The organism is Pseudomonas sp. DTU12.1, assembly GCF_009873475.1.
Lineage (GTDB): Bacteria > Pseudomonadota > Gammaproteobacteria > Pseudomonadales > Pseudomonadaceae > Aquipseudomonas > Aquipseudomonas proteolytica.
In genome coordinates, this window is the sequence record NZ_CP045254.1 from 2401955 (window position 1) to 2426412 (window position 24458).

Consider the following 24458-nt stretch of genomic DNA (forward strand, 5'->3'; position numbering starts at 1 on the left):
CCCCTGTGCAGGGGCGGCGTTGGGTTCAGTTGGTCACGGCTTCGTTTTGCGGCAATTGTTGCAGGAGGTCATGGAGCCAGTCCGGGTTTTTCAGGATGTCGTAGTGACCGGCGGTAATCAGTTCGTCGCTCTGAGCACCAGGCACCGGGCTGATGAAGTCCGCTTGCGGCGTGCTGGCCCACCAGCAATGAGGACGGCAGCCGGTATCTGGTAGTACCTGCAATTGTTCGGACAACGCCTTGAGTTTCATCGCCACGATAAACGTGTGGGCCAATTCTTCGGTGCTGATGCTGCTGTATGCCGAGTCGCCAGCGACATTGCTCTGCACCGATGCGATCAACTGTTCCAAGCGTGCAATGTCGCTGCCCGCTGGAATTTCAATCGCCGGCAAACGCTCGCCAGCCACATCGAAGATGACCGCGAGGAAACCGCGTAAGTCATCGCTCCAGTCGTGTTCAGGCTGCGCTTGGCCCTTGGTCGGGGTGAAGGCATCGACCAACCCCACAAACTCCACGACCTGGCCCTGGCTTTCCAGCTCCTGCGCCACCAGCAACGCCAATGGACCACCGAGGGACCAGCCCAGCAGGTGGTACGGACCATCGGCCTGTTTCTGCCGGATGTACTGTGCATAGTCGATGGCCATGGCCTGCAAGGATTCATCCTCCCAATCGCGGTCCAGCAGCATCCGGCATTGCAGGCCATAGACACTGCGCTGGCCGTCCAGGCGCCGGGCCAATGGCTCGTAGTCGAACACCGTGCCGAAACCGGCGTGCAGGCAGAACAGCGGCGCGGCATTGGCCACCCGATTGTTGAGCAGCAACAGTGGGTCCAGGTTCTGTTCGCCCGCAGCGTAGCCCGACAGTTCGGCAATGGTCGGTTTGCCCATCATGTCGCGCAGCTTGAGGCTCAGCCCCAGCTCCGGTTGACTGCGTACTTTGGACAGCACTTTAAGCACCCGAAGCGAGTCGCCGCCCAGTTCGAAGAAGTTGTCGGTGACCCCGACTTGCTCTACCTCCAACACCTCTTGCCAGATCACTGCCAAGGCTTTTTCCAGTGCGTTGCGCGGGGCGATGAATTCGCGTCCCTTGAAGTCCGGGTCGGGCAGGGCCTGGCGATCCAGCTTGCCGTTCGGGTTGAGCGGGAAGCTCTCTAGCACGAGGATTTGCACCGGCACCATATAGTCCGGCAGATCCTGTTGCAGTTCGCCACGCAGGCGCTCACCGAGGCCGGCGACTTCGCTGGCGACCACATAACCGATCAGCTGTTTGCCTCCGGCAGTTTCCCGGGCAACCACCACAGCATCCTGAACGCCTGAGAGGTCGCGTAAACGTGCTTCGATTTCTCCCAGTTCAATACGGAATCCTCGGATCTTCACCTGATTATCCAGGCGCCCCAGGTAATCAATCACTCCGTCGGCTCGTTGGCGCACCAAGTCGCCGGTGCGGTACAGGCGTGCGCCGGTAGTGGAGAAGGGGTCAGCGACAAAACGCTCTGCGCTCAATCCCGGGCGCTGGTGATAGCCGCGCGCCACACCTTCGCCGCCGATATACAACTCACCGGCCACTCCATCCGGCACGGCATTGAGGGCATCGTCCAGCACATAGAGAGTACGTTCTCCGACACGCTCGCCGATCGGCGCATAAACCGCGCCACACACGGCGTCTACCGGGACTTTCCACAGCAGTGGGGTCACCACGGTTTCAGTCGGACCGTAACCGTTAGTCAAGTACTGCGGCTTGAGGGCACGCTTGACCAGTTCGAAGTTGGCGTCGGCCACCGCATCACCGCCAAAGCAGTAGATGCGTACCGGTGGCGGCGCCTGCTCCTGAGTCTGGGCGAACTCTGCGAGTTGCTGCAGATAGGCTGGCGGGAAGCAAGCGATGCTGATGGCATGCTGGTGCAGCGCGTGCCAGGTTTCTTCTGCGGTCCACAGGCGATTGTCGCGCACCACCAGGCGAGCGCCGCTGGCCAACGTCGAGAGCCAACGCTCCTGGGCACCGTCGAAGGCAAACGACATAAACAGTAACTCGCGGGTGTTGGCGTCCATGTCGTAGCGCCGGGCAATGGCCTGGCAATGCATGCGGATCTGCCCATGGCTGACCGCCACGCCTTTGGGCTTGCCGGTGGAACCTGAGGTGTAGATCAGGTAGGCAAGGTTGTCATCCAGTACGGCGCTGGCAGGGCAGTGGTCGGGCTGACTGTCCAGGCTCAGGCCGTCGAGCGCGATCAGTGCCGGAGCCCATGGTTGATTGAAGCGCGAATGCAAACTCTCGTGGGTGATCAACAAACTCATGGCCGAGTCTTCGACGATCCACTGCACGCGTTCCTGGGGATAGTCGATGTCCAGCGGCACATAAGCGCCTCCGGTTTTCATGACCGCGTAGAACGCGACGATGACGTCAACCGAGCGCTCCAAGGCAATCCCGACAAAACTTTCCGGACCTATTCCCTGGGCAATCAGGTAATGGGCCAGGCGGTTGGCGCGGGACTCCAGTTCTCCATAGGTCAACTGAGCGTCGGCACATACCACTGCGACGGCGCCTGGTGTGGCTGCTGCGTGGCTTCGGATGACCTCGGCCAGCAACGGCGCCGTTTCCTGCAAAGGGGCCAGTATGTTGCGTTGGTTGAGGCGTTGCTGCTCGTTGTTGCTGAGCATGGCCAGGCTGCCGAGGGTTGCGTCGGGGTTGTCGAGCATGGCGCACAGCAAGGTTTCGAAGCTTGTGCGGATTTGCTCGGTCGCTTCTGGGGTGAAGCGGTTGCGCAGGTACAGGAACTCGATGGTCAGCGTATTGCCGAGGTTGATGGCCAGGTCCATTGCAAAGTTAGTGACGTCGCGGGTGCTGATTTCGCCGAAACGTAACTGGTTGTGCTCTGCCTCTTGCAGGCGTTCATCCACCGGATAGTTCTCGAACACGACAATGCTGTCGAAGAGTGGCGTTCCACCCTGACCCGACCAGCGCTGAACGTCGGCGAGAGAGGCGTGTTCGTGGTCGCGTATTTCCAAGTTGTAGTTTTGCAATGCTTGTAGCCACTGTCGCGCAGAGGCTTGTGGGTTTGGAGTTTGAATGATGGGAAGGGTGTTGATGAACAGCCCGAGCATTTCATCAGCGCCGGGCAGACTTGCTGGCCTACCGGCGACGGTGGCGCCAAAACAGACGGTGGCTTGCCCGGTATAGCGCTGCAAGAGCATCAGCCACGTAGCCTGGATCAGCGTGTTGGGCGTAACGCGCAGGCGCTGCGCGCACTCACGCAGATACTGGGTTCGATCCGCATTCCAAATCATGTATAGCGCCGCATGACCTTGGAGATCTGATGGCGCACGCGGGACGATGCTGTTTGCCAGATTCGTCGAACCACTGAACCCTTCCAGCTTGCCTCTCCAGAAAGTTTCCAGATCAATCAGGGACTGATTTCTCAGCCACTGGATGTAATCGCGGTAACTGCCTCGCTTAGCCGCTGGAGTTTGGCCATTGTAGATTTGGAACACTTCACCCAGCAGTCGCGAACTACTCCAGCCGTCCATCAGAATATGATGGCTGGTCCAGATAAGATGCATTCGCTGCTCACCGAGCTTGATCAATGTCAGCCTGACCAGCGGTGCGTGTAATAAATCAAAGCCTTTGCCTAGGTCATCCCTGGCTAACTGTTCAAGGTCTTGCGGCGTGACGGCTCGATTCTGCCAATCAATGATCTGAACGGGCAATCGGGCCTTGCGGTAGACAATTTGCAGCGGTTCAGCCAGATCGCTGGAGGACCAGAAACCCGTTCGCAGGATCTCATGGTGCTGGATTACGCTGTTCCAGGCGCTGATGAAACGGCTACTGTCCAGGCCTTCAACGGGTACCGACATCTGGTTGATGTAGAGCGCAACCTGCGCAGACTCTTGCGTATGGAACAAAATCCCCTGTTGCATAGGAGAGAGCGGATAGATGTCCTCGACGTCTTGCGAGGCTACAGGAAGCGTATTCAGGTGCTGCTGACTGAGCGCGGCGAGTGCGAAGTCTGATGGTGTCACGCCCGAATAGTGGCCATCGCAGCAGTGCTCAATGAGGGCTTTAAGTTCGCTAGCGTATTCATCCGCCAGGTGCTGGATAGTGCTTTCCTTGAACATCTGGGCGCTAAAGCCCCAGTTAAGACTTAATTCACCGCCATACACTTGGCCGTTGATGCTCAACCAGTTGTCCAGCGGGGCCTGCGGACTGCGTTCGGCGCCAGCGCTGTCGTCGCAGGGTGAGAAAAGCGCGTCTTTAGCATGGTCAAAGCTGCTGTCGAACTGACCCAAGTAGTTGAAGGTGAGTCGCGGAACGGGCAGTGCGCTCAGTGTTTGGCGTGCATGGTCATCGCCCAGATAACGTAGTGTGGCGTAGCCAATACCCTTGTCAGGAATGCGGCGTAACTGTTCTTTGACATGGGTAATGGACTCTCCCAAATCGCTGGTCGTAGAGAGTTTTACCGGGAAAACACTGGTGAACCAACCGACAGTACGGGTCAGGTCGACATCATCAAACAGATCTTCACGACCATGGCCTTCGAGTTGGATCACGCAGTCGGGACGCGCGGTCCATCGTGCAATGACGCGGGCCAGCGCTGTAAGTAACAGATCATTGATCTGAGTCCGATATGCAGCCGGGGCATCTTGCAGCAATTGACGGGTGAGTCGAGCGTCCAATCGCGTTTGTACACCACGGCCATGAGAACGCTCCAGGCTACCGGCACTATCATCGCAGGGTAGGGCAACGAAGGCATCACGCAATTGTTCCTGCCAGTAGGACAGTTGCTGACGCAAGGCATCGCTATGGGCATGATTGCTTAGTCGCTCGCTCCAGGTTTGCACCGAGCTGGTTTTTTTGGGCAATGTCAGTGGTTGTGCGGCTTGCAATTGTTGGTAGATGGTTTGCAGATCCTCGAACAGGATGCGCCAGGAAACACCGTCGATCACTAAGTGATGAACTGCCAACAGCAAACGTTGACCGCCATCGTCCAGATTAATTAAAAGCGCGCGCAGCATAGGACCATTGGCCAGGTCCAGGCTACGCTGCGCGTCGGTGCACAGCCGAGCAATCTCATCGCTATCGTGGGCGGTAATCTGTTGAACGACGGCCGGAACTTCGCCACTGGCTTGGAAACTTGCCTGCCAGCCGTGGTCGCTTTCCCGGAAGATCAGTCGCAATGCATCGTGATGCTGGATCAGAGCGTGCAAGGCGCGCTCCAGTAAACCAGCCTGAAGCATTGTGCTCGGTTTTAGCAGCACGGACTGGTTCCAATGATGTCGCTCTGGTATCTCAGTCTCGAAGAACATATGTTGAATTGGTAACAGTAGTGCTGTTCCGCTGACGGCTCCTTGGTCGACTGATACAGCCTGTGTGCCAGCCTTTGCTACCCTAGCCAAGCCCTCGATGGTCTGATGCTGGAACAGTTCTTTTGGGGTAAAACCAATTCCTGCCTGACGGGCACGACTGACTACCTGAATGGAAATGATCGAGTCTCCGCCCAGCTCGAAGAAGTTATCGTTCATGCCGATCTTTTCGAGCTTGAGGACATCCTGCCAAATGGCAGCGATGCGTTGCTCCATCTCGCTTTGAGGTGCGATGTAGGTTTGTTGCAGCAGGCCGGTATCTGGTGAGGGCAGGGCGTTACGGTCGAGTTTACCGTTGGCCGTCAGCGGCAAGTGTGGCAGGAACAGCAGGTGGCTTGGCACCATGTAATCGGGCAGGTGCTCTTTCAGATGCGCCTTGATAGTTTCGCGCATGCTGTCTTGGGTTGTGATTTGGTCTGGGACGATATAGGCAACGAGCTGCGCCTGTCCGCTTTGGCCCTTTTGCGCCAAGACGACGACTTGGCGCACGGCCTCCAGATTCGACAGAACGGCTTCGATTTCTCCAAGCTCAATACGGAACCCGCGAATCTTTACCTGATGGTCAATGCGCCCGATATATTCGATTACCCCGTCCGTTCGGTATCGGGCCAGATCTCCGGTGCGGTAGAGGCGCGCACCGCTGCGGGAAAATGGGTCGGCGATAAAACGGGTTGCGCTCAGGTCTGTTCGGTTGAGGTAACCACGTGCCAAACCTGCGCCGCCTACATATAGCTCTCCGACGCACCCTTGGGCTACAGGATTGAGGTCGGCGTCCAGCAAATACCATGATAAATCATTCAGTGGCCGCCCGATGGGGCTGGTGGCGTCGCTCGATAGGTCGGCCAGGCTGAGCGGTCGGTAGGTCACGTGTACCGTGGTTTCGGTAATGCCATACATGTTGATCAATTGCGGTGAGCTATCGCCGAACAGTTCGAACCAAGGGCGTAGGCTCTGAATCTCCAACGCCTCACCACCAAATATGACGTAGCGTAGTGCCAGCTTTTTGTCTGAGTGCGGCGTTGCACAGACACTGTGCATGAGTTGCTTGAACGCCGAAGGTGTCTGGTTAAGTACGCTCACCTGCTGTTCGCACAACAATGTGTAGAAGTCTTCCGGTGAGCGGCTGACTTCATGGGGCACGATAACCAGCCGGCCTCCGTACAATAGAGCACCAAAAATCTCCCACACCGAAAAATCGAAGGCGTAGGAGTGAAAAAGGCTCCAAACATCCTGGGCGTCGAAGGAAAACTCTTTCTCGCAGGCGCTGAAGAGTCGCAGAACATTCTGATGGGCAAGCAGAGCGCCCTTTGGGTGACCAGTCGACCCCGAGGTGTAGATGACGTAGGCGAGACTCTCTGCCTCTACCGGGACCCGTGGGTTCTCCACGCTGTAGTGATTTTGCTTGTCGGACTCCAGCAGAAGGATGCGTACATTGGACGGCACCGGTAGCTGTTCAATCAGGGAGGCCTGCATAAGTACTAGTGCCAGGCCACTATCTTGGATCATGTAAGCGAGTCGATCATTCGGATAGGCTGGATCTAGAGGCACATAGGCACCGCCTGCCTTGAGAATCGCCAGCAAACCGATGACCATCTCCAGGCTTCTTTCACTAGCCAGTCCCACCATCACTTCGGGACCTACACCCTGCTCGATCAGTTGATGGGCCAACTGATTCGCGCGTGTGTTGAGTTGTTCGTAGGTTAATTGGCGTGTGCCCAGCGTCAGTGCTATGGCGTGCGGCGCACGTGTGGCATGACCTTCGATGAGCTGATGCAGACAACCAGTCTCAGGATATTGCGTGACACGAGGGTTCCATTCTTCAAGCGTCTGCTGCAACTCGTCAGCACTGTGTAGTGCCAACTCAGCGATACGCTGTTGGGGCGATTTGATAATACTCTGCAACAACGTTTGCCAGTGTTTGACCATACGTTCGATGGTTGCCCGCTCAAACAGGTCGGTGGCGTAAGTCAGGGCAGCGGAAAAACCATTAACTGACTCGAAGGTACTGAGGGTCAGATCAAACTGTGCAGTCCGGGTCTCCCATTTCAGGCTCTCAACGGAGAGTTTCGTCAGGTGTTCCTTGGATGGTTGTCCGCTGTTCTGATGATTGAACAACACCTGGAATAATGGGCTGTGACTCAGGGTGCGTTCCGGGCGTAGCGCCTCGACCAAGTGCTCGAAAGGCAGGTCCTGATGCGCTTGTGCCTGCAATGCCGTGTGCTTGACCTGTTGCAAAAACTCACTGAATGGTAATTGACCATTCACATTGGCTTTAAGTACTTGAGTGTTGACGAAGAAACCGATGAGCCCTTCAGTTTCCAGGCGATTGCGGTTGGCGATAGGCACTCCGACACATATCTCGGTTTGTCGGCTATAGCGATGCAGCAGCGCCTGGAACGAGGCTAACAGCAGCATGAACGGTGTCACGTTTAATTGCTGGGCGAGCTGTTTGAGCGACAGACTCAGTGAGTCGGATAAGGAGAACTCCACCTTCGCGCCACGAAAGCTCTGTTCGAGCGGGCGTGGACTGTCTAGAGGCAGTTCCAGCAGTGTTTGTTCGCCTCCCAGTTGTTGTGACCAATATGCGAGTTGACGCTCGCGTTCACCAGCATCCATCCACTGGCGCTGCCAGATCGCGTAGTCGGCGTACTGCACTGGCAATGCCGGCAACGCAACATTCAGACCCTGAATCTGGCCGGTGTATAGCTCAATCAGCTCCCGCACCATGACTTGTATAGACCAGGCATCGGAAACGATGTGGTGTTGAACGATAACCAGCACGTGGTCGTCCGTAGCTAGTTGCAGCAGTTTCACTCGCAGGAGAGGACCTGATTGTAGGTCAAACAATTTTTCAGTCTGTGTTTCAACATACTTCTTGATCGCTTGTTCTAGCTCATCGGTGGGTGCCAGCGTGTCCAGGGTTATGCTCAAAGGTGTCGCCTGAGCGATGACTTGGACGGCCTGTTCGCCTTCAAGGAGAAAACGGGTGCGCAAGGTTTCATGACGTTCGATTAGCGAGCTGAAACTACGCTCCAGAGCTGGGACGTCGAGATCACCTTTGAGGCGCAGGGCTGCCGGAATATGGTAGGCAGCACTATCAGGGGCCAGTTGCCAAAGGAACCACTGACGTTCCTGAGCATATGACAATGGCAGGGAGGTACTGCGTTCTTGTGCTACCAGCGGGACATGCACACTAGACGATGTCTTAAACGCTTGCACGAACGCCTGCAGCTCACTGTGTTCAAACAGACTTTTCAGGGCGACATCGCACTTGAGAGCCTGCCGGACCCGCGATATCACCTGAGTCGCAAGTAATGAGTGTCCGCCTAGTTCGAAGAAGTCATCCGTCATACCGACCTGATCGATCTTCAGCACTTCTGCCCAGATATTGGCCACCGTGCGCTCGATATCATTTTGCGGCGCAATGTAGGTTTTGCGCAGTTGATCGGCATCCGGGTGAGGCAGGGCTTTGCGATCAAGCTTGCCGTTGGGAGTCAGTGGCAGTGCGGGTAAGAACATCCAGTGAGGCGGGACCATATAGTCCGCCAGGCTCTGTTTGAGATGCAGCTTGAGGATTTGACGCAGTTCACTTTCAACCCGTAGTGAATGGGGGACGAGGTACGCTACCAGTTGTGTCCCCCCCGGACCTTCTTGTGCTAGTACAGTGGCTTCGCGTACCTCTGGATGCTCAAGTAATCTCGCTTCGATCTCACCCAATTCAATTCGAAAGCCGCGAATTTTCACCTGATGATCGAGGCGGCTGATGTATTCAACTACACCGTCGTTACGGTATCGGGCCAGGTCCCCAGTGCGATACAGACGTGCTCCCGGAGCCCCAAATGGATTAGGCACGAAGCGTTCTGCAGTCAGCGCCGGTCGCTGGAAGTAGCCGCGAGCCAGGCCTTCTCCGCCGATCAACAGCTCGGCGCCTACGCCTATAGGTACTGCACACAGGTCATCATCCAGCAAAAACAGTGCGGTATTTGCAATTGGACGGCCGAGGTAAGGTTGGGTATGTGTTCGATCCAGAGCGTGGAGAGCGGACCAGATGGTTGTTTCCGTGGGGCCGTAGAGGTTCCATACCTGATCCGACAACACGAGCATACGTTGCGCGAGTTCTTCAGGCAGCGCTTCGCCCCCGCAGAACAGCTTGCAGCCCTGCAGCACCAGACTGTCGGGGCTGTCGAGCAGCATTCGCCATGTAGAGGGGGTGGCTTGCAGAACCGTTATCTCTTCTTCGTGCACCAGCTTGAGCAACGAGTCAGGGTCTTGATTGATCGCCTGGCCGGTCAACGTCACGAGGGCGCCAACGGAGAGCGGCACATAGATTTCCAGGCCAAAAATATCAAACGAGAATGTTGTCAGCGACAAGACTCGGTCTTGACTGGAAACCCCGGGTAATCGCGACATGCTGGTGACGAAATTGCTCAAGGCTCCGTGGGACACCATCACGCCTTTTGGCTTGCCCGTCGAACCAGAGGTGTAGATTACGTAAGCCAAATGCTCCGCAAAGAGGGGTTGTCGTGGATTGACGTCGGGATAATTTTCCAGCCAGTTTTGTGCCTGATCCAGATTCAACGCCTGAACACCATTGGGAACAGGCATCCGGGGTAGCACGAAACTCTGGGTCAGCAGCAAGGCGATCCCACTGTCCTGCATCATGTAAGCCAGGCGGTCTTCGGGATAGCTAGGATCAAGTGGCACATATGCGCCGCCGGCCTTAAGCACAGCCAGCAACCCGATAATCATCTCCACGCTGCGCTCGACGGCGATGCCTACCAGTACGTCTGGCCCGACACCCAGTTCGATCAACCTGCCTGCCAGGCGGTTGGCGCGGCTGTTGAGCTGTTGGTAGGTCAGTCGTTGCTCTGCGAATACCAATGCACTGGAGTTGGGTGAGAGTTTGGCCTGGTTTTCGATTAGCTGGTGAACCCGCAGTTCGCGGGGGTAGTCGACGGAACTTCTGTTCCATTTCTCAAGTATTAGCTGCTGTTCTGCAGTGTCGAGCATTGGCAGCTGAGCGACAGATTGCAGGGGGTTGGCCACGACCGCCGTCAGCAGGCATTGCCAGTGGCGGCTCATGCGTTCGATAGTGGCGGGTTGGAATAAGTCGGTGGCGTAGGTGAAGGACCCGCAGAACCCTTGTGGGGTTTCTAGCGCAGTCAAGGTCAGGTCAAATTGTGCGGTCGGGTTTTCCCAGCTCAGTCCTTCCATCATCAAACCGGAAAGTTGACGGCTGCGCTCATCATGATCGGTGACGCTAGCCTTCTGATGGTTGAACATCACCTGAAACAGCGGGCTATGGCTCAGGCTGCGCTCTGGATGGAGTGCTTCGACGAGTTGTTCGAAGGGCAACTCCTGGTAAGCCTGGGCGTCAAGGGATGTTTGTTTGACTTGGGCGAGCAATTCGCTGAAGGGGCCGAGGGGTGAGATGTCCGCCTTGAGCACCTGGGTATTGACGAAAAAGCCGATCAGCCCCTCGCTCTCGACGCGGTTGCGATTGGCGGTTGGCACGCCCACCCGGATGTCCGTTTGTCGGCTGTAACGATGAAGCAAGGCCTGAAACGAGGCCAGTAGGACCATGAACGGAGTGACATTGTGCTGTTGAGCCAATTGTTTGATGCCTGTTCCCAGTGCATCGCTCAGCTCAAATGAGCACTGTGCCCCACGAAAACTCTGCACCGCCGGCCGCGGATAGTCCGTCGGTAATTCCAGTACCGGCTGTTCCCCGCCCAACTGCTGGTTCCAGTACGCCAGTTGCCGCTCGCGCTCGCCCGCTTCCATCCAGTGTCGTTGCCAGATGGCGTAGTCGGCGTACTGGATCTGCAGCGGCGCCAGGGTGATGTCCTGTCCCCGGACGAAGGCGCCGTAAACCTGCACCAGTTCGCTGACCATGACTTGCATGGAGGCGCCATCGGAGACGATGTGGTGTTGAGTCAGTACCAGTACGTGGTCATCGTTGGCCAGGTGTAGCAACTTGACTCGCAGCAGTGGGCCGTTGTGCAGGTCGAAGGGTTGCTGGGTTTCGTGTTCGACGAAGTCTTTGATCTGCTGCTGCTGTTCGCTTTCACTCAGGTGGGTGTCTAGGCGGACTAATTCCACCGCGAGGGGCATGTGAGGGGCAATGACTTGCACCGCGCGCTCATCGATTTGCTGGAAGGTGGTGCGCAGGCTTTCATGACGCGCCACCAGGGCGTTGAAGGCGTGTTCCAGTGCGGGCACGTCCAGCACGCCGCGCAGGCGCAGGGCGGTGGGGATGTGGTAGGCGGCGCTGGTGGGGTCCAGTTGCCAGAGGAACCATTGGCGCTCCTGGGCAAACGACAGCGGGATCACCTCGAATTCGCTGCGCACTTCGGGGATCGGCAGGTTGGCGGACGAGACGCCTTCGGCCAGCATCTTTTCCAGGTACAGCTTGCGCTTGTCCAGGGGCAGGGTGATGAAACGCTTGGCGATTCGGGTGGCGACGCTCTTGTCCATTACAGTTGCTCCATATCGTCAAGCAGCGCTTCGAGCTTGCTCAATTTTTCGGTATCGAATTGCCCACCGCTGCTTTGCAGTTCACTGACGAAAGCGCCCAGGGTGGGGAATTGAAAGAGTTGTTGTGGGGTCAGTTGCATGCCCAGTTCCAGTTGGGCGCGTGAGACCACGCGCACGACCAGCAGGGAATGCCCGCCCAGTTCAAAGAAGTTGTCGTCCAGGCCCACGCGCTCCAGTTCCAGGACTTGTTGCCAGATATCCGCCATCTGTTGTTGCAACGGGGTCTGGGGGGCGACAAAGGCGCGTTGCGACTGGACCACCTCAGGCGTTGGCAAGGCTTTGCGATCCAGTTTGCCGTTGGGCGTTAGGGGTATTTGATCGAGGAACAGCAGGTGCGCAGGAACCATGTAGGCCGGCAGGTTTTCCTGGAGCCGGGCCTTGATCAGCGTGCGCAGTTGATCCTGGGATGCTGCGTCTGGGAGCGACTGCCGAGTGACGACGTACGCCACCAGTTGCTGGCCGTCCAGATGCTCCTGGGCCAGTACCACGGCTTCGCGCACCTCAGGGTGTTGCAGCAGGCGGCTTTCGATTTCGCCCAGCTCGATACGGAACCCGCGGATTTTCACCTGGTGGTCGATGCGACCGATGTATTCAATCACCCCATCCTGGCGGTAGCGGGTCAGGTCGCTGGTGCGGTAGAGGCGCTCGCCACTCCCTGAGAACGGGTTGGGCACGAACTTTTCAGCAGTCAGCGCTGCACGGCCCAGGTAGCCCCGGGTGATGCCGGCACCGGCCAGATACAGCTCGGCCGCAACGCCTAGGGGAGCGGGTTGCAGATCCTGGGTGAGCAGATAGCTGGCGGTATTGCCGACCGGGCGGCCGATGTTGGCCGAGCCTGCGACTTCGCGGCGGGTCCAGGTGGAGTAGGTGGTGTCCTCTGAAGGGCCGTAGAGGTCGTAGATGTGGGCGACGCTGGTCTGTGCGTAGAGCGTATCCACCAGTGCCTGCTTCAGTGGTTCACCGGCGAGGTTGATGATGCGCACGCTGGCGGGGATTTGCCCGGCGCGCTGCAAGGCATTGATCGCCGACGGCACGGTATTGATCAGGCGCACCTGATCGCGTGCTGGCAGGGCTGGCAGTTCCAGCGCATTACGCGCCAAGACGATAGAGCCACCGCAGGCCAGGGTCACGAACAGCTCCCACACCGACAGGTCGAAACAGATCGAGGTCGAGGCCAGCACCCCTTGCAGGTCGTCGCGTGAGTACACCTGTGCAGACCAGCGAACCAGGGCTGAAACGTTGCGATGGGCAATGGCCACGCCTTTGGGCAGGCCAGTGGAACCCGAGGTGTAGATCACGTAGGCCAGGTTCTCGGGGGTTACCGTAGTGACAGGCTGCTGCCCGCTGTAACCGGCCAGCCAGGCATCACCGGGCTCGATGGTCAGCACTTGAGTGGTGGCGTTGGCACGCAATTCATCCGGTAGCTGTTGGCCAACCAGCAGCAGGCGCGCGCGACTGTCTTCGAGCATGTAGGCCACGCGGTCGGCCGGGTAGTCGGGGTCCAGCGGCACATAAGTGCCGCCGGCCTTGAGTACCGCCAGCAACGCTACCAGCAGGTCGCTGGTACGTGGCATGGCCACGCCGACTCGCACTTCCGGGCCTACCCCCAGCTCAATCAGCTTGTGGGCCAGGCGGTTGGCGCGCTGGTCCAGTTGCTGATAGCTCAGGTGTTGATCACCGTCAATCAGCGCCAATTGCCCTGGGGTTGCCTGGGTCTGACGGTCGATCAGGTGGTGAATACACTGTTCATCGGCAACCGACAGTGGGGCACTGTTCCATGTATTGAGGATCAGGGTTTGTTCGGCCTTGTCCAGCAGGTTCAACGAGCCCAGTGCGCGATCGGCGTTGTCCATCAAACCGTTCAACAGTTGATCCATGTGGCGGGCGATCTGCTCGATCAGCGCATCGCTGAAATTCGCCCGCACATAGCTGTATTGCAGAGTCAGGCTGGCGCCCAGGCCCACACTCAAGGTCAATGGGTAGTTGGTTTGTTCGTGGCTATGCACCGGACCAAAACGCAGACCCTGCGGTGCGCCTTGCTCCAGCGCTTCGGAGATTGGGTAGTTTTCGAACACCAGGATGTTGTCGAACAGGCTTTCGCCGCCCACACCTGCCTGGCGTTGGGTTTCGAACAGGGGTGTGTGTTCGTGCTCACGCAAGGACAGGTTCTGTGCCTGGACCTGCTGCAGCCAATGCGCAACGCTTTGCTCGGGGCGCGGGCTGGCCGCCACGGGCAGGGTGTTGATGAACAGACCGATCTGTTGCTCTACGCCGTTGAGCTGTGCCGGGCGCCCGGCCACGGTGGCACCGAAGCACACCGTGGCTTGGCCGGTGTAACGCTGCAACAGGAGTAGCCACGCCGCTTGCACCAGGGTGTTGGTGGTCACTTTCTGTTGGCGGGCAAAGGTGTTGAGGCGCTCGGTAGTGGCAGGGTCAATGACCTTGCGGTATTCGCCATGGCCTTCTCCAGGTACTTGCGCCACGCTTTGACCGAGCAGGGTCGGCGACTCCAGGTCGCGCAGCTGCTCTTGCCAGAAGCGCTGGCTAGCGGCGCTGTCTTGCTGTTGCAGCCAGGCAATGTAGTCGCGATAGCGCCCGGTATTGGCGGTTACGACTTGCCCGCTGTAATGCTGCAACACCTGGCCTATGAGCTGAGAGTTGCTCCAGCCGTCCATCAGGATGTGATGAACGGTGTAGATCAGGTGATAGCGCTCGGCGCCGGTCTGTACCAGAACCAGGCGCAACAACGGCGCTTGATCCAGTTCGAACGGCCGCTGCAATTCGGCCAGGGCCAGCGCGTCGAGTTGCGGTGCATCGTGGCTGCCCAAGGCGTATACGGTGAACGGTACCTGCGCTTGCTTGAGCACCCATTGCAATGGGTGCTCCAGCCCTTGCCAGACAAAACCGGTGCGCAGGATGTCGTGGTTATCCATCGCCGCTTGCCAGGCTTGCTGGAAGCGTTGCGGGTCGAGCCCATCGATATCCACGCGCAGTTGGTTGATGTAGTTGCCGGTCCCGGTCCCGGTCCCTTGTTCATACAAGCTATGAAACAACATACCCTGCTGCATCGGCGACAACGGATAGAGGTCAGCGATCTGCGCGGCAGGTACGGGCAAGCGATCCAGCTGTGCCTGGCCAATTGTCGCCAGAGGCACATCCGAGGGCGTCAGGCCGCGGTGGGCCGGATCAATGCAATGGGCGACGAGGGCGCGCAGCTCAGCAGCGTAGTCATCAGCCAGGTGCTGGATGGTGGCATCGTCGAACATCTCACGGCTGAACAGCCAGTTCAGGCTCAACTCGCCGGCGTAAATCTGGCCGTTGAGCGTCAACCAATTGCCCAGCGGCGCCTCGGGGCTTTGCTCGGCACCAGTACCTTCGCCGGCCGGGCTGAACAGCGCCTGTTCATCGGCGCTGAAGCTGCCATCGAACTGGCCCAGGTAGTTGAAGGTAACGCGCGGCTCAGGCAGGGCGGCCAAGCGTTCGCGGGCCTGGGCGTCCCCCAGATAGCGCAAGGCGCCAAAGCCGATTCCTTTGTTGGGGATGGCCCGCAGTTGTTCCTTGATCTGCTTGATCGACGCCCCCAGGTCATCGGCAACAGGCGCCAGCGCCACCGGGAACAGGCTGGTGAACCAGCCTACGGTGCGCGTCAGGTCCACGGGTTCGAACAGCTCTTCACGGCCATGGCCTTCAAGCTGGATCAAGCACTGTGGGTGGTGGGTCCAGCGACTGATCACCCGTGCCAGCGCCGTCAGCAGCAGGTCATTGATCTGGGTGCGGTAGGCGGCGGGAGCTTCTTGCAGCAACTGCCGGGTAAGGGCCTTGTCCAGCCGGGTATTGACGCTATGTCCATGACGGTTTTCCAGGCTGGCGTCGCAACGAGCACCGGGCAGCGTGCCCTGGGCATCTTTCAACTGGGCCTGCCAGTAAGCGAGCTCTCCCGCCAGGCTACCCTGGGTGGCATGGCGTTGCAGATGCTCGGCCCAGGTTTTGCTTGAGTGGGTTTTTACCGGCAGGCTGATGATCTGCCCTGCGCAGGCTTGCTGGTAAGCGGTCTGCAAGTCTTCCAACAGGATGCGCCACGACACGCCATCGATCACCAAATGGTGGGCTACCAGGAGCAGGCGCTGGCTGTTATCGGCCAGGGTCACCAGTACTGCCCGCAGCAAGGGGCCTTGGCTCAGATCGAGACTGGCCTGGACCTGGTTGCACAGTTCTTCCAGTTCCGTGGTGGTGTGGGTGCTGGCTTGTTGCAGGGCAGGAGCCTGTTGCCAGTCCTGCTGCTGTTGCGCGACTGAACGATAGTTGGCCTGCCAACCTGCGGTGTGTGCGCTGAAGCTCAGGCGCAAGCCGTCATGATGGAGGAGGAGGGCCTGCAGCGCCTGTTCAAGCGCATCGGCCTGCAATGGTGCGTGGGCAGATAGCAGTACCGCCTGATTCCAGTGGTGACGCTCGGGAATCGCCCGCTGGAAAAATGCCTGCTGTACCGGCAGCAGCGGTGTCGGCCCGGTGAGCGGTTGTTGATCGATTTCCTGCGCGGGCGTGCCGGTGCGGGCCAGAGTGGCCAGTTGTTGCACGGTCTGGGCTTCGAACAGTTCCTTGGGGCTGAACTGAATGCCGGCCTGCCGCGCTCGACTGACCACCTGAATGGAGATGATCGAATCGCCACCCAGTTCGAAGAAGTTATCGGTCAGGCCGACATTCTGTACCTTCAGCACGTCTTGCCAGATATTGGCGATTTGCTGTTCCAACTCGCTCTGCGGGGCAACGTACCGGACCTGCACCTGGCTGGCATCTGGTGCCGGCAGGGCGTTGCGGTCCAGCTTGCCGTTGGGGCTCAGCGGCAGGGCATCGAGGAACACCCAGAGTGCCGGGACCATATAGTCCGGCAGGTGCTCCTTGAGGGTGTGCCTGAGGGTGTCGCGCAGTGCTTCGTTGGCGTTGGCGCTTGGTACCACGTAGCCGACCAGTTGCAGGCCGCGACCGCTGTCCACCGCCAGCACGGCGGCCTCACGAACCTCGTCCTGCTCCAGCAGGCGTGCCTCGATTTCTCCCAGCTCAATGCGCAGACCACGAATCTTCACCTGATGGTCGACACGGCCGATGTACTCGATCACGCCATCGGCTCGCTGCCGCGCCAGGTCGCCGGTGCGATACAGGCGCTGGCCTTTGGTAAAGGGGCTGGCAACAAAGCGCTCGGCAGTCATGCCCGCACGGCGGTGGTAACCACGGGCCAAGCCTTCACCGCCCAGGTATAACTCGCCCACCAATCCCACCGGTAATGGGGCCAGCTCGCTGTTGAGAACAAACGTGCTGAGGTTGGCGATGGGCTGACCGATCGGTACGGTGTGAGCCTGTTCCTCGCGGCAGGTCCAGTGCGTGACGTCGATGGCAGCTTCAGTGGGGCCATACAAGTTGTATAGGCCGGCACTCGGCAGGCGGGCGAACACCTGTTGTTGCGTATCCACCTGCAAGGCCTCGCCGCTGCAGATAATCCGGGTCAGGCCGGTGCAGCGCTCACTGCTATCGTCCTGCAGGAAGGCTTGCAGCATCGACGGTACGAAATGCAGGGTCGTCACCTGATGCTCGGTGATCAATTGCACCAGTTTTTGCGGGTCACGATGATCCCCAGGACCGGCCACGGCAAGGCGGGCACCGGTCATCAAGGGCCAGAAAAACTCCCACACCGATACATCAAAGCTAAACGGGGTTTTTTGCAGCACGGTGTCGCCGCCGCTCAACCCATAGGCTTGTTGCATCCAGCACAGTCGGTTGGTCAGGGCACTGTGGCGGTTGCCGGCACCTTTGGGTTTGCCGGTAGAACCCGAGGTGTAGATCACGTAGGCGAGGTTTTCCGCTGCCACGCTAATACCTGGGTTGGTGTCCGGCAAGGCATCCAGTGCCAGGGTATCCAGGCACAAGGTATGGAGCGTTGCTGGCAATGGCAGGGTGCTGAGCAGCGATTGTTGGGTCAGCAGCAGGTCGATACCACTGTCGTCGATCATGTAGGCCAGGCGATCAGTCGGATACTCAGGATCCAGCGGCACATAGGCCCCGCCCGCCTTGAGGATGGCGAGCAAGCCAACGACCATTTCCACGCTGCGCTCGAGCGCAATCCCCACCAGCCGGTCCGGGCCTACGCCCAGGGCGATCAGATGATGGGCCAGTTGGTTGGCCCGGGCGTTGAGTTGGGCGTAGCTGAGACGAACATCTGCGTATATCAGGGCCGGCGCGTCGGGAGTCTGCTCGACCTGGTGTTCGATCAGCGCCTGTACCGGCCGTTCCAGCGGGTAGTGCCTGGCGGTATCGTTCCAGCGATGCACAACCTGCGCGCGTTCGCTGTCGTCCAGCAAGTTCAGCTCGCCGATGGCTCGGTCCGGCCGTTCGGTGAGGCGCAATAGCAAGTTGTGCAGGTGCTGCGCCATCCGTTCGATCACGGCTTCGCTGAAGGCGTCGTGGGCAAAGCTGTAGTGCAGTGACAGGGTTTCCCCGGCATTCACGGCCAGAGTCAGCGGGTAGTTGGTCTGCTCGTAGGTGTCGACGTGGCCAAACTCCAGACCTTTGGGGGCCTGTTGTTCAAGAGCGTCGGCGATCGGGTAGTTTTCGAACACCAACAGCGTGTCGAATAACGCTTCGCCGTTGTGCCCGGCCCAGCGTTGAATATCAGCCAGCGAGGTATGTTCGTGTTCGCGCAACGACAGGTTCTGCGTTTGCACGGCCTGTAGCCATTGATCGACCCGGGTTTGCGGGTTGACCGTGGCAATCACCGGCAGGGTATTGATGAACAGTCCGACTTGCTGCTCGATACCGGCGATTTCTGTCGGGCGCCCGGCGACGGTGGCGCCGAAGCACAGGCTGTCCTGTCCAGTGTAGTGATGCAACAGGAGCAGCCAGGCGCCTTGCAGCAGAGTGTTGAGGGTGACTTTCTGACGACGGGCAAACTCGTTGAAGTAACGGGTCTCGACGATACCGAAGTGCTGGTAATGGTTACCGTGGCCGGTGGCGGTGGTAGGTACGCTGACCAGGCTGCTGGCAAGGCGGGTGGGCTCTTGCAGTGTCGCCAGTTGAGCTGCCCACCAGGTTTGGCTGGCGCTGCTGTCCTGGCGTTGCAGCCAGGCGATGTAGTCGCGGTAGCGCCCCATTCTGGCCGGCAAGGTCTGGCCGGCGTAGCGTTGGAGGATCTCGCCCATGAGTTGGGAGTTGCTCCAGCCGTCCATCAGGATGTGGTGTACGGTGTAGATCAGATGATGCTGGGCTTCCCCGGTCTGAATCACCTGCACGTCCAATAGCGGCGCACGAGCCAGGTCGAAACGCTGTTGCAAACGCTCCCGGGCCAGTTTATCCAGTGCCGGTTGCAGGTCTGCGCGTTGCTGCCAGTCGTGGCAGACCATGGGCAGTGTCAATTGCTTATGGACCACTTGTACCGGTTGTTGCAGCTCACCTTGCCAGACAAACGAGGTACGCAGGATATCGTGGGCGTCCATCGCCTGTTGCCAGGCGTCACGCAAGCCTTGCGGGTCGAGGCCGGTAACGTTCAGGCGCATCTGGTTGACGTAGGCGCCCACGTTTTGCTCGTAAAGCGAATGGAACAGCATGCCCTGCTGCATCGGCGCCAGCGGGTAGATGTCGTCGATCTGTGTGACGGTTACTGGCAGCGCGTCCAATTGCGCTTGGTCGAGGTGGGCGAGGGGGAAGTCCGAAGGCGTTACACCACGGTTATGTGGAGCGCAGCAATGCTCGATCAGTTGTGCCAGTTCCTCGGCGTAGTCATCGGCCAGGGCTTGCATGCGTGCAGGTTCGAACATCTGCGCACTAAAGGTCCAACCCAGGCTCAGTTCGCCGTCGTACACCTGGCCGTTGAGGGTCAACCAGTTACTCAGCGGTGCCTCTGGGCTGTGTTCAGCACCGCTGCTTTCAGGGGCTGGAGCAAAGAGGGCATCGTCGTTGGCGTTGAAGCTGGTGTCGAACTGGCCCAGGTAATTGAAGGTGATGCGCGGCACTGGCAGCGCCTGTAACACTTGCCGCGTCTCGGGGTTGCCCAGGTAGCGCAGGACACCGAAGTCCAGGCCCTTGTTCGGGATGCTGCGCAATTGCTCCTTGATCTGTTTGATCGTGGTGCCGTGGTCGGACTGGGGTGTCAAGCGCACCGGGTACACCGTGGTAAACCAGCCCACGGTGCGAGTCAGGTCGATGTCGTCGAACAAGGTTTCGCGGCCATGGCCTTCGAGTTGGATCAGCACCTGTGGCTGGGCGGTCCAGCGGCTGATGACCCGTGCCAGTGCAGCGAGCAACAGATCGTTGATCTGTGTGCGGTAGGCGCTCGGGGCATCTTGCAGCAGACGTCGGGTCAGATCCTGATTGAGATGGGTATTGACGGTCTGACTGTCTGCTTTCCTCAGGCTGGCGTCAGCGCGTATCACCGGCAGTTCGGCGCAGCCGTCGGCCAGTTGTTGCCAATAGGCGATCTGTCCTTGTAGTTCGGTACTTTGACCGTAGTCCAGCAACCGCTGGCCCCAGGCTTTATAGGCGCTGGTTTTCTCCGGTAAGGAGAAACCTTGACCCGCTTGCACCTGCCGATAAGCCATCTGCAAATCATCAAACAAAATCCGCCACGACACCCCATCCACCACCAGGTGGTGAATGGCCAGCAGCAACCGCTGGCTGCCGTCCTTCAAACCCACCAGCACCGCGCGCAGTAGCGGCCCATGTTGCAGGTCGAGGCTGCGTTGGGCTTCGTCGCCCAAAGATTGCAACTGTGTGGCGTCGTCGATGCGGGTTTGCCACAGCACCGACTCGGTCTGCGGGCGGTATTCAGCGTTCCAGCCAGAGTCGGTCTGGGTGAAGCGCAGGCGCAGGGCGTCGTGGTGTTGGATCAGGGCGTTGAGGGCCTGTTCCAGCAGGTGTGGGTCCAGGGTTGTGGCGGGTTTGAGCAGCACGGACTGGTTCCAGTGGTGGCGCTCGGGGATGTCGGTGTCGAAGAACAGGTGTTGGATCGGTAGCAGCGGTGCCAAACCCGTGACCGGGCCCTGGTCGATCGCCAGGCCCTGGCCCTGGTTTTTCGCCACGCTGGCCAGGCCCTGGATGGTCTGGTGTTGGAACAGGTCCTTGGGGGTGAAGTGGATGCCGGCCTGGCGCGCGCGGCTGACGACCTGGATGGAGATGATGGAGTCGCCGCCCAGTTCGAAGAAGTTGTCGTTCAGGCCGATTTTTTCCAGTTTGAGCACGTCTTGCCAGATGCCTGCGATGCGCTGTTGCACTTCGTTTTGCGGGGCCACGTAGGCGTGCAGGGCCTGGTTGGCATCGGGGGCCGGCAGGGCCTTGCGGTCGAGCTTGCCGTTGGGAGTCAGGGGTAATTGCGCCAGGATCAGCAGGTGGCCGGGGACCATGTAGTCCGGCAGGTGTTCGCCGAGGTGGGCCTTGAGGGTGTCGCGCAAGGCGTCTTGGCGGGTGATGTCCGTTGCCGGTTCTGTTGGCACCACATAGCCCACCAACTGCGCGCCGCCCGGGGCTGGGTGGGCGATGACCACGGCTTCGCGCACCGTCTGGTGTTGCAGCAGTTGCGCTTCAATTTCCCCCAGTTCGATGCGCAAACCGCGGATTTTGACCTGATGGTCGATGCGCCCGATGTAGTCGATGACCCCATCGGCGCGGTAGCGGGTCAGGTCGCCGCTGCGATACAGGCGCGCGCCATTGCCGGCAAACGGGTCGGGAATAAAGCGTTCGGCGGTCAGGCCCGGGCGCTGGTGGTAGCCCTGCGCCAGGGAGTCGCCGCCGATCAGCAGCTCGGCGTGGGTGCCCACCGGGCACAACTGCAGGTCGTGATCGAGCAGGTAGGTGCGCACGTTGACGATGGGGCGGCCGATAGGGGCGATGGCGCCCTCTGGCAGGCGGTCGACATCAAACAACGTGGTGTCGATGGTGGCTTCGGTTGGGCCGTAGAGGTTGCACAGGCGGCCGTTCCAGCGCTCGCGCAACTGTGTCACCAACGCGGTGCCCAGGGCTTCGCCGCCGAGCAGCAGCAAACGCAAGGATTGCATCTGCGCGCCCTGTTCATCGGCGAGCAAGGCTTGCAGCAGCGAAGGGGCCATTTGCAACACGCTGATGCGCTGGGCGGCCACTTGCGACCAGAGCATCGACAGGTCTGCGGACAGTTCGCTGGACGCTAGGACCAGCTGCGCACCGTTGAGCAATGGCAGCCAGAATTCCCACACCGAGGCGTCGAAGCTGAAGGCGGTTTTTTGCAAGACCCGGTCCGCAGCGCTCAGGCCCAATTCGCCCTGCATCCACAGCATATGATTGGTCAGGGCGCCATGGCGCACTTGCACGCCCTTGGGCTGCCCGGTGGAGCCGGAGGTGTAGATCATGTACGCCAGGTGATCGGCGCTGACCGTGACCGGTGGGTTGGCGCTGTCATAACCTTCCAGCCAGTCGCTGTCCTGGTCCAGGCTCAGGGACGGCAGGCGGTCCGGGACGGGCAATGCCAGGCTGCTTTGGGTCAGCAGCAGGCCGATGCCGCTGTCATTGATCATGTAGGCCAGGCGGTCGGCGGGGTAGGCCGGGTCCAGCGGGACATAGGCGCCACCGGCCTTGAGCACGGCCAGCAGGGCGATCACCATTTCCAGGCTGCGTTCCAGGCCAAGGCCCACGCAGGTATTGGGGCCGACGCCCAGTTCCAGCAGCTTATGGGCCAGTTGGTTGGCGCGGCGGTTGAGCTGGTCCAGGGTTAGTTGCTGCTCGCCGAACTCCACGGCCACGGCATGGGGCAGGCGTTCGGCTTGGTCCGCGAACAAGACATGCACCGGTGCGGCGTTGGCGTAATGGACCGCCGTGGCGTTCCACTGCGCCAACTGCTGGCCACGCTCCTCGGCGCTGAGCATCGGCAGTTCGCCGATCCGTGCCTGGGGCTGCTCGAGCATCGCCTGCACCAGGTTCTGGAAGTGCCCGGCCAGGGTGGCGATGGTCGCCGGGGCGAAGCAAGCGGCGTCGTATTCAAAATGCGCAGTGATCTGCTGCTGGCTGTATTCCACATCCAGCGACAGGTCGAACTTGGCCTGCAGCGGGTGGCTGTCCATAAAACTCAATTGCAGCGGGCCCAGGTGCAGGGCCGCCTCCTGCACGGCGCCGACACGCCAGTTGAACAGGGTCTGGAACAGCGGGTTGGCCTGGGGGCTGCGTTGCAGGTGCAGGTCTTCGAGGATCAGCTCGATGGGGTAGTCGGCATGTTCCAGGGCAGCGAGGGATTGCTGGCGCAGGTCCTGGAGGAACGCGCTGCAGGTTTGTTCGGGCGCCAGTCGCGCGCGATACACCTGGCTGCTGACAAAAAAGCCCACCAGGTCCTGGATCTGCGCCTGGTTGCGGGTGGCGTTGGGCACGCCGACGGTGAAGTCGAATTGGCCGCTGTAGCGCCCCAGCAGCAGCTGCCAGGCACCCAGGAGCACCACGAAGGGTGTCAGGCCCTGTTGCTGGCAAAAAGTCTGCAGGCGCTCGCTCAACAGGGCGGGCAGCGCGTGCCCATGATGGCCGGCGCCTGCGTGTTGTTCCAGGCGCTCGCGGGGCAGCTCCAGGGTGGGGATCTCGTCGCCCAGGCAGGCTTTCCAATACTGCGCAGCTAAGCTGTGTTGCGGCGTCAGCGGGTAGTCCTGGCGCTGCCACTGGGCGTAGTCGGCGTACTGGATGGCCGGGCGCGGCAGGGCCTGGCCCGGTTCGCGCAGGGCGCTGGCCAGGTCGTGGATCAGGATCGGATTGGACCATGCGTCCGAGACGATGTGATGCATGTTGAGCAGCAGCACGTAGTCCTGCTCGGCCTGTTTGAGCAGGGTGCTGCGAATCAGCGGCGCCTGGCGCAGGTCGAAAGGTTGGGTGGCGTGCTGGCGGATGCGCTGTTGCAGTTGCAGGTCGCGCTGCTGGTTATCCAGGGTGCTCAGGTCCTCTTCCAGCAGGGTCAGGCGCGCGCCGGGTTCGATGACTTGCAGGGGTGTGCCGTCGGTGTCGCGAAAGGCCGTGCGCAGGATGGCGTGGCGATCGATCACCCGATTCAGGGCCGCTTCCAGGGCGCGCGCGTCCACCGGGCCCTTGAGGGCAATCGCCCGTGGCAGGTTGTAGGCATGGCTCTGGGGATCGAATTGTTGCAGGAACCACAGGCGCTGCTGGGCGAACGACAGCGGTACCGGGTCATGCCCGGCGAGGCTCTGGATGGACTGCCCGGCGCCGGCTTCATCGGCCAGCAACAGGGCCAGCAGGTCGTCGTCGGGAAGTTGGTTCAATTGGTTCATGATCGATCTCGTCGCCGTCGGCAGAGGAAATAAGCTGTGTCAGGAAGACGAAGATCGATCGATGAGATTTAGGCGCAATGGCCTGTGGCTAGGGAGCTGGTTTGTGGTGGCTGGAGCTTGTCCGTGGTGGCTGGAGATTGTCTGTGGTGGCTGGAGATTGTCTGTGGTGGTGGGAGCTTGTCCGTGGCGAGCGGGCTTGCCCCGCGCTGGGCTGCGAAGCGGCCCTAAAACCAGGCGCCTCGGTTTGTCTGAATAAACGCGGGGCGTTTAGGGGGGGGCTGCTACGCAGCCCAGCG

General features: G+C 59.9%; 2 protein-coding genes. Both read right to left on the reverse strand.

Annotation, left to right across the window (positions count from 1 at the left end; all coding sequences use genetic code 11):
- Nucleotides 1–25 precede the first annotated feature (25 nt).
- Nucleotides 26–11833, reverse strand: a complete 11808-nt coding sequence (locus GDV60_RS10635; RefSeq protein ID WP_159907084.1) for a non-ribosomal peptide synthetase — start codon at nt 11831–11833, stop codon at nt 26–28.
- Complete coding sequence (locus GDV60_RS10640; RefSeq protein WP_159907086.1) at nt 11833–24162, reverse strand: non-ribosomal peptide synthase/polyketide synthase; 12330 nt, start codon at nt 24160–24162, stop codon at nt 11833–11835. The genes GDV60_RS10635 and GDV60_RS10640 overlap by 1 nt, the downstream gene beginning before the upstream one ends.
- Between the last annotated feature and the right edge of the window lie 296 nt (nt 24163–24458).